This window comes from Streptomyces sp. NPDC097640, assembly GCF_040302705.1.
GTDB lineage: Bacteria > Actinomycetota > Actinomycetes > Streptomycetales > Streptomycetaceae > Streptomyces.
On the sequence record NZ_JBEOSB010000026.1, the window covers coordinates 30,667 to 40,838 of the forward strand.

Sequence of the window (10,172 nt, forward strand, 5' to 3'; positions counted from 1 at the left end):
GGGGTTCTCGCTCTGGGCGCTGGACACCAGCCCCCAGACCGCCGCCGCCACCATGTCCGGCGAGTCGACGGCGACCGCGTCGCACAGGACGAAGACCAGCCGGGAGTCCTCGAACCGGTCGTCGGCCAGCCAGTTCTGGACGAGCTGGAGCGCCCGCGCGGTCTCCGCGTGCACCGCTTCGGCAGGCGAGGCGGAGTCGGCCGGTGCCCAGGTGACCGTCGCCACCTCCGGCACGGTCTCCAGCGACGCCGGGTCCGTCGCCTGCTCCACGGTCAGTTCCACCATGTCGAGCGCGCCGGCCGCCGCCGTGTCGACGTGGACCGGCACCCACTCCAGCCGGAACAGCGATTCCCGCTCACCGGCCCGGGCACCGGCCAGCTGCTCGGCCGACACCGGGCGCAGCACCAGTGAGTCCGCGGACAGGACGGGCGCGCCTTCGGTGTCCACGGCCGCCAGCGAGACGGACTCCGCGTCCCGCCGGGCCAGTCGGACGCGCAGCATGGAGGCGCCCGAGGCGTGCAGGGACACCCCGCTCCAGGAGAAGGGCAGGCGTCCGCCCTCGGCCGCTTCGAGGTTCACGAACGAAACGGCGTGCAGGGCCGCGTCCAGCAGGGCCGGGTGCATCGCGAACGACTCGGCGGCCTCGCCCGTCTGATCGGGCAGGGCGACCTCGGCGAACACCTCGTCCTCGCGCCGCCACACGGCCCGAAGCCCCCGGAAGACCGGTCCGTAGGCGAACGCGCCGTCGGCGAGCCGCTCGTAGAAGTCCTCCATGTCGGCGACGACCGCGCCCTCGGGCGGCCATACGGCGGCGTCGAAGCGTGCCGTGCGCTCTCCTTGGGCGAGCACGCCGGTGGCATGGCGCACCCATGGCTGCTCGGCGGCGTCGGCGGGGCGCGAGTACACGTTCAGGGTGCGGCGGCCGCCCTCGTCCGGCGCCCCCACCCACAGCTGGACGGCGACGGCGTCGCGCTCCCCCAGCACCAGCGGTGCGAGCAGGGTGAGTTCGTCCACCAGGTCGCAGCCCACCTGGTCGCCGGAGCGGATCGCAAGCTCCAGGAAACCGGTGCCCGGGAAGAGCACCACACCGCCCACCGCGTGGTCCGCCAGCCAGGGGTGCGACCGAAGCGACAGCCGGCCGGTGAACAGCACACCGCCCGCGTCGGCCAGCTCCACCGCGGCGCCGAGCAGCGGATGCCCGGCGGCCACCTGGCCCAGGCCCGTGACATCGCCCACCCGCATGGCGGCCTTCGGCCAGTACAGCTCGTGCTGGAAGGCGTAGGTGGGCAGATCGACGCGGCGTGCGCCGGTGTCCGCGAACACACCCGCCCAGTCGACACCGCCGCCACGGACGAAGACCTCGGCCAAGGAGGTCAGGAACCGGTCGCTGCCACCCTGATCGCGCCGCAGAGTGCCCGCGACAACGGCGCTCACCTCGGCGTCGTCCACGGTCTCCTGGACCCCGACCGTCAGCACCGGATGGGCGCTGACCTCGACGAACACGCGGTGGCGCCCGGCCAGCAACTCCCGGACCGCGGGCTCGAAGCCCACCGTCCGACGAAGGTTGCGGTACCAGTACTCGGCGTCCAGTTCCCCGCCGTCGAGCCACTCACCGGTCACTGTCGACAGGAACGGCACCTCCACCCCACGCGGTGTGACCGGCGCGAGCTGCTCCAACAGCTCGTCGTGGATTCCCTCGACGTGGGCGGAGTGGGAGGCGTAGTCCACCGCGATCCGCCGGACCCGGACGTCGTCGCCGGTCAGCTCCTCAATCAGCTCATCCAGCGCCTCACGGTCACCGGAGACGACCACCGAGCGGGGGCCGTTGACGGCCGCGACCGACACCCGGCTGTCCCAGCGCTCCAGCCGCGCCTCGATGTCGCCCACCGGCAGCGGAACCGACGCCATACCCCCGGCACCCGCAAGCCGCCGCGCGATCGCCTGACTGCGCAACGCCACCACCCGGGCGCCATCCTCCAACGACAGCGCCCCCGCCACACAAGCCGCCGCGATCTCACCCTGCGAGTGACCCACCACCGCATCCGGCTCCACACCGTGAGAGCGCCACAGCGCGGCGAGCGAGATCATCATCGCCCACGACACCGGCTGCACCACATCCACCCGCTCCAGCGACGCGGCACCCTCCACCTGCCGCACCACGTCCATCAACGACCAGTCCGTGAACGACGCAAGAGCCGCGGCACACTCCGCCATCCGCCCGGCGAACACCGGAGACTCCTCCAGCAACCGGGCACCCATCCCGGCCCACTGCGAACCCTGCCCCGGGAAGACGAACACCGTCTTCCCCTCCACATCGACAACCCCACGCACCAAGCCCGAGCCAGGCTCATCATCAGCCAGGGCACGCAGACCCGACAGCAGCTCCTCGCGATCCCCACCGACCACCACGGCCCGGTGCTCAAGCACCGCACGCGCCGACACCAGCGAGTAGCCGACATCGACCGACGTGGCCTCGGGGTGGGTCTCCACGTGGGACAGCAACCGGGCCGCCTGGCCGCGCAACGCGGCAGCCGACTTCGCCGACACCACCCACGGCACCGCCGCCACGTCAACGACAGGCGCCTCAGCCGCACCCTCGACGTCCACCGGCTCCTCGGGCGCCTGCTCGATGATGGCATGGGCGTTGGTACCGCTGAGCCCGAAGGAGGAGACCGCAGCCCTCCGCGGCCGCCCGTGCTCCGGCCATGCCACGGACTCGGTGAGCAGCTGGATGTCCCCCATGGACCAGTCCACATGCGTGGTCGGCTGGTCCACGTGGAGGGTCTTGGGCAGCACACCGTGGCGCAGCGCCATCACCATCTTGATCACACCGGCCACACCGGCCGCCCCCTGGGTGTGCCCCAGGTTGGACTTCACCGATCCCAGCCACAGCGGGCGTTCGCGGCCCTGCCCGTAGGTGGCGAGGAGTCCCTGCGCCTCGATGGGGTCGCCCAGCGTGGTGCCGGTGCCGTGCGCCTCGACCGCGTCCACCTCCGCCGGAGCCAGACCCGCGTTCGCCAGCGCCTGACGAATCACCCGCTGCTGCGACGGACCATTCGGCGCCGTCAGACCATTCGACGCACCATCCTGATTCACCGCCGAACCCCGCACCACCGCCAACACCTCGTGCCCATGGCGCCGCGCGTCCGACAGCCGCTCCAGTACGACCACGCCCACGCCCTCGGACCAGCCGGTCCCGTCGGCGCCCTCCGCGAACGGCTTGCAGCGGCCGTCCTGGGCCAGCCCGCCCTGGGCGCTGAAGTCGATGAACGGCCCGGGGGTGGCCATCACGGTCACACCGCCGGCGAGGGCCAGGGCACACTCCCCCGACCGCAGCGACTGCACCGCCAAGTGCATGGCCACCAGCGAGGACGAACACGCCGTGTCCACCGTGACCGCCGGGCCCTCGAGCCCCAGGGTGTAGGAGATCCGGCCCGACATCACGCTGCCCGCCGTGCCGGTGCCGAGGAAGGACCTGGCGTCCGGCGGGAACTCCATCCGCTCGGAGGCGTAGTCGTGGTGCAGGCTTCCGGCGAAGACGCCGGTCTGGCTGCCGCGCAGCGAGGTCGGGTCGATTCCGGCCCGTTCGATCGCCTCCCACGAGGTCTCCAGCAGCAGCCGCTGCTGCGGATCCATCGCCAGCGCCTCGCGCGGCGAGATCCCGAAGAAGCCCGGGTCGAACTCCCCGGCCTCGTGCAGGAACCCGCCCTCACGCACATAGCTGGTGCCCCGGCGATCGCGGTCGGGGTCGTACAGGGAGTCCAGGTCCCAGCCGCGTGCGGTCGGAAACTCCGTGATGCCGTCGGCTCCGTCGATCACCAGTCGCCACAGGTCCTCCGGCGACGCCACCCCGCCCGGGTAGCGACAGGCCATCGACACGATGACCACGGGGTCGTCGTCCACCCGGACCGCCCCGGCCACGGGGGCCGTGGCATCGCTGTCGGTGCCGACCAGTTCGGCCACCAGGAAGTCGGCCAGCACGGCCGGTGTCGGGTAGTCGAACACGAGGGTGGACGGCAGACGCAGCCCGGTGGCCGTGTTCAGCCGGTTGCGCAGTTCGACGGCGGTCAGCGAGTCGAAGCCCAGCCCGCGGAACTCCCGCCGGACGTCCACCGCGTCCGGTGACGCGTAGCCCAGGACGGACGCGACTTCGGCGCGCACCAGATCCACCAGGATCTGGACCCGGTCGGCGCCGCGCAGCCCCGCCAGGCGCCGGGTGAGTTCGGCGGCGGCGCCGGAGGCGGGCAGCGCCGCGGCCGCCGTACGGCGCGTCGCCCGGACGAGCCCGCGCAGCAGGGGCGGCACCTCGCCGCTCGCCCTCAGGGCCGCGAGGTCGAGCGGTACGGGGACGACCACGGCGTCGTGCAGCGCGGTGGCGGCGTCGAAGAGGGCCATGCCCTGCTCGGCGCTGATCGGCGGCAGGCCGGCGGCGCTCATCCGCCGCAGGTCGGCCTCGCTCAGACCGGCGGTCATCCCGCCGTCCTGCGCCCACGGGCCCCACACCAGCGACTGCCCCGTGCACCCCTCCGCGCGCCGGCGGGTCATCAGCGCGTCGAGAAAGGCGTTGCCCGCCGCGTAATTCGCCTGCCCCGGAGCACCCATCGAGCCCGTCACGGACGAGAACACCACGAAGGCGGCCAGGTCGAGGTCGCGGGTCAGCTCGTGCAGATGCCACGCCGCGTCCACCTTCGGCCGCAGCACGGCGCTCAACCGCCCGGGCGTCAGCGACCCCACCACACCGTCGTCAAGCACGCCCGCCGTATGCACCACCGCCGTGAGCGGATGCTCGGCCGGGATCGAGGCCAGCACTCCCGCCACCGCGTCACGGTCCGCGACATCGCAGGCCACGACCGACACCTCGGCACCCAGCGCCGACAGCTCCGCCCGCAGCTCCCCCGCACCCGGAGCGTCCGGCCCGCGACGGCTCGTCAGCACCAGGTGCCGCGCCCCCCGATCCTCCACCAGATGCCGCGCCAGCACACCGCCCAGACCACCCGTACCCCCGGTGATCAGCACCGTGCCCTCGGAGTCCCACTCACGCGGCATGGTCAGCACGATCTTGCCCGTGTGCCTGGCCTGGCTCATGAACCGGAACGCGTCCCGCGCCCGCCGCACGTCCCACGCCGCCACCGGCAACGGCCGCAGCACACCCGCCTCGAACAGCACTTTCAGCTCGACCAGCATCCGCTGTGTCGTGTCGAGCGCCACATCCGCCAGGTCGAAGGGGAGGTACTCGCCGTCCATCGTCCCCGCGTCGCGGAGGTCGGTCTTGCCCATCTCCAGGAATCGGCCGCCCTCGCTCAGCAGCCGTGCGGAGGCGTCGATGAACTCGCCCGCGAGCGAGTTCAGCACCACATCCACACCACGCCCGCCACTCACCTCCCGGAAGCGCTCCTCGAACTCCGTCGTACGCGACGAAGCGATGTGGTCGTCCGGGATGCCCAGCGAGCGCAGCGTGTCCCACTTGCCCTCACTCGCCGTCGCGAACACCTCGGCGCCCAGGTGCCGGGCGATCTGAATCGCGGCCATACCCACACCACCGGCACCCGCGTGCACCAGCACCGACTCACCCGACGCCAGCCCCGCCAGGTCCACCAGGCCGTAGTACGCGGTCAGGAACACCAGCGGCACCGCCGCCGCGTCCTCCAACGACCACGCGTCGGGGACCGTGATCAAGGCACGCTGGTCCACGACGACGAGGGGGCCGAAGGAGCCGGACACCAGGCCCATGACGTGGTCGCCGACGCGCAGCCCGGTCACCTCGGGGCCGGTCTCCACGACCACACCGGCCGCCTCGCCGCCCATCGGCCCGGCCTCTCCCGGGTACATGCCCAGAGCGCTGAGCACATCGCGGAAGTTGAGCCCGGCGGCCCGTACGGACAGCCGGACCTCGCCGGCCGCCAGTGGCCTGGCGGCCTCCGGCGATGCTTGCAGGGCCAGGTTGTCCAGCCTGTCCCGCTGCTTGCTGTCCAGCCGCCACGGCGCGCCCGCCGGAGGCATCAGACCCGCCCCCGTGGCCATTCTGGCGAGCCGTCCGGTGCGTACGACACCGTCGCGCACCACGACCTGGGGCTCGCCCGAGGCAAGGGCGGCGGGCAGCGCGGACATGGAGGTCTCGTGCTGGTCGACGTCGACGAGCAGGAACCGCCCCGGGTGCTCGGCCTGTGCCGACCGCACCAGCCCCCACACCGCGGCCGCGGCCAGATCGGACACCGTCGCGCCGTCGTCGGCCGCGACGGCTCCCCGGGTGACGAAGAGCAGACGGGAGCCCTCGAGCCGGTCCTCGGCCAGCCAGTCCTGGATGAGGCCCAACACTCGTGTCGTGACCTCGTGCACGGCGTCGGGTGTGTCGGTTGAATCAGCGGGGTCGATGGCCACGACGACCAGGTCGGGGCTGCCCTCCAAGGACGCCACATCGGTGCTCAGCTCGGCCACGTCCAAGCCGGCGATCGCGTCCATCGGGGAGGTCGGCGCGGGTGCGGGCACCCACTCCAGGCGGTACAGCGAGTCCTGTCGCGCCGTACCGGAGCCGGCCAGCTGATCGGCGGTCACCGGGCGCAGCGCCAGGGATTCGACGGTGAGCACCGGCGCGCCGACCGCGTCGGCAGCGGTCAGGGACACCGCCTCCGCTCCGGCCCTGGCCAGCCGTACGCGCAGGACGGACGCCCCGTCGGCGTGCAGCGAGACGCCGTTCCAGGAGAACGGCAGCCTTCCCTGGCCCGCGTCGCCGAAGTCCAGGAAGGACACCGCGTGCAGCGCCGCGTCCAGCAGCGCCGGGTGTACGCCGAAGGACTCCGCGTCCGTGGCCTGCTCGGGCAGCGCCACTTCGGCGAAGATCTCGTCCGCGCGCTGCCAGACGCCGCGCAGCCCCTGGAACAGCGGGCCGTAGGCGAATCCGGCCTCGGCGAAGCGCTGGTAGAACCCGTCCAGGTCCACCGGGGCCGCTCCCTCGGGCGGCCAGACGGACGCGTCGAACTCCGGCGTGTGCTCGGTGGCGCCGAGCACGCCGGAGGCATGTTCCACCCATGGCTGTTCGGGCGCGTCGGCAGGCCGTACATACAGGTGTATGCCGCGGCGGCCGGCCTCGTCGGCGGGTTCCACCCACAGCTGGATGGCGACCGCGTCGCGCTCGCCCAGGATCAGCGGTTCGGCCAGGGTGAATTCCTCCACGCGTCCGCAGCCGACCTGGTCGCCGGCGCGCAGCGCGAGTTCGAGGAAGGCCGTGCCCGGGAACAGCACCGCACCGCCCACGGCGTGGTCCGCGAGCCAGGGGTGCGAGCGCAGGGACAGCCGGGCGGTGAACAGCACACCGCCGGAGTCGGCCAGGCCGACGGCGGCCCCCAGCAGCGGGTGTTCGGCGGGCATCAGCCCCAGCCCGGTGGCGTCACCGGTCCGCACCTGCGCGTTGGGCCAGTAGTGTTCGTGTTGGAAGGCGTAGGTGGGCAGATCGACCCGGTGTGCGCCGGTGCCCGCGAAGTAGGCCGCCCAGTCCACGTCGACACCCGCGATGTGCAGCCGGGACACCGCCGTGATCAGGGCGGTCCGCTCGTCCTGGCCCTTGCGCAGCGAAGAGGTCACGACCGTTTCGTCGGCCGACTCCGGCAGGGCGTCCTGGACCATGGCGGACAGCACGCCGTCGGGGCCGACCTCCAGGAAGGCCGTCACCCCGGCGGTGCCCATCGCCGCCACCCCGTCGGCGAACCGCACCGGCTCCCGGACGTGCCGCACCCAGTACTCCGCCGAGCAGACCAGCTCCGCCGATGCCACCTCGCCCGTCAGGTTGGACACGAGCGGGATCCGCGGCGCCTCGAACGACAGCCCCTCGGCCAGCCGCCGGAACTCCGCCAGCATCGGGTCCATCAGGGCCGAGTGAAAGCCGTGGCTGACCGCGAGCCGCTTGGTCTTGCGGCCCTCGCCCTCGAACCGGTCGGCGATCTCCAGTACGGCGGCCTCATCACCCGAGACCACGACCGAACGCGGTCCGTTCACGGCCGCGATCGACGCCCGGTCGCCCAGATACGGGAGAACTTCCTCCTCGCTCGCCTGGAGGGACACCATCGCCCCGCCCGACGGCAGCTCCGCCATCAGCCGGGCCCGGGCCGCCACCAGCGAGCAGGCGTCCGCCGCCGAGAACACCCCGGCCACATGCGCCGCCGCGATCTCCCCGACCGAGTGCCCCGCGACCTGCTCGGGCCGCACCCCCCACGACTCCAGCAGCCGGAACAGCGCCACCTCGACCGCGAACAGCGCGGGCTGCGTCCACCCCGTCTCGTCCAGCAGTGCCGCCTCGGCCGACCCCGGCTCCGCGAACAGCACCTCGCGCAAGGGGCGGTCGAGCTTCCCTTCGAAGTGCGCGCACATCTCGTCCAGCGCCTCGGCGAACACCGGGAACGCCTCGTACAGCTCCCGGCCCATCCCCGCCCGCTGGCTGCCCTGCCCCGAGAACAGCACCCCGAGCCCGCCGCCCGGCCTGGTGGTCCCATCCAGCAGACCGGGCGCCGTGGTGCCCTCGGCGAGCGCCCGCAACGCCCCGATGGCCTGGGCGCGGTCCCCGGCCACCACGACACCGCGCCGCTCGAAAGCCGAGCGGGTGGTCGTCAGGGAGAAAGCGACATCGGTCAGGCTCAGGTCCGGCGCCTCGTCCAGGCGGTCGGCGAGTCGTGCCGCCTGGCCGCGGAGCGCGCCCACCGTCTTTCCGGACACCAGCAGTGGCACGACGCCGGGCGCCACGGCCGCCGGGGGGACGGTGTCCTCGGCGGGCTCCGCCGGGGCCGGGGCCTGCTCGATGATGGTGTGCGCGTTGGTGCCGCTGATCCCGAACGACGACACGGCCGCCCGGCGTGGCCGGCCGGTCTCCGGCCACGGGGACCGCTCGGCGAGCAGCTTCACCGCGCCCGTGGACCACTCGACGTGCCGGGTCGGCGCGTCCAGGTGCAAGGTGGCGGGCAGCTCTCCGTGCCGCATCGCCATGACCATCTTGATCACACCGGCCACCCCGGCCGCGGCCTGGGTGTGTCCGATGTTCGACTTCACGGAGCCCAGCAGCAGCGGGCGGTTCGCCTGACGGTCCTGGCCGTAGGTCGCGAGCAGCGCCTGGGCCTCGATCGGGTCGCCCAGCGTGGTGCCGGTGCCGTGTGCCTCGACCGCGTCGATGTCGGTGGTGGACAGGCCTGCGACAGCCAGGGCCTGCTTGATGACCCGCTGCTGGGACGGGCCGTTCGGCGCGGTCAGGCCGTTCGAGGCACCGTCCTGGTTCACGGCCGAACCGCGCATGACGGCCAGCACCTCGTGGCCGTTGCGCTGTGCGTCCGACAGCCGCTCCAGCATCAGCACGCCGACGCCCTCCGACCAGCCCACGCCGTCCGCGGCGTCCGCGAACGACTTGCACCGGCCGTCCCGGGCCAGCCCGCCCTGGGCGCTGAAGTCCACGAAGGAACCGGGGGTGGCCATCACGGTCACACCGCCGGCCAGCGCCAGTCCGCACTCGCCGTTGCGCAGCGCCTGAGCGGCCAGATGCATGGCGACCAGGGACGAGGAGCACGCGGTGTCCAGCGTCACCGTGGGGCCTTCGAACCCGAGGGTGTAGGAGACCCGGCCGGACATCACGCTGCCCGCAGTACCGGTGCCCAGGAACGCCATGGTTTCCTGGGGGAATTCGGCGCCGCTCCCGTAGTCGTGGTACATCAGCCCGGCGAAGACACCGGTCTGACTCCCCTGGAGCGAGAGCGGGTCGATGCCGGCCCGCTCGATCGCCTCCCAGGACACCTCGAGGAGCAGCCGCTGCTGCGGGTCCATGGCCAGCGCCTCGCGCGGCGAGATCCCGAAGAAGCCCGGGTCGAACTCCCCGGCCTCGTGCAGGAACCCGCCCTCCCGCACATAGCTCGTGGTGCCGCGGCCGTCCCCCTCCGGGTCGTACAGGGAGTCCAGGTCCCATCCGCGAGTGGTGGGGAAGCCGGAGATGGCGTCACCGTCACCGATGACAAGGCGCCACAGGTCCTCGGGGGAGGACACGCCGCCGGGGTAGCGACAGGCCATCGATACGATCGCGATGGGCTCCTGCCGGCCCGCCTCGACCTCTTCCAGGCGCCGACGGGTCTGGTGCAGATCTGCGGTGACCCACTTGAGGTAATCGACGAGCTTCCGGTCGTCAGGCATGGCTGGGGAACCTCCGT

At 72.7% G+C, this 10,172-nt stretch carries 1 protein-coding gene (running past one end of the window); it reads right to left on the reverse strand.

The features are described 5' to 3' along the window. Nucleotides 1–10,155, reverse strand: partial view of a type I polyketide synthase gene (locus ABTY62_RS33990; RefSeq protein ID WP_352133259.1) — the start only. 22,440 nt of this gene lie to the left of the window's left edge; 10,155 of the gene's 32,595 nt are visible here — the first part of the coding sequence; it begins with the start codon at nucleotides 10,153–10,155; the stop codon falls past the left edge of the window. Nucleotides 10,156–10,172 lie beyond the last annotated feature (17 nt).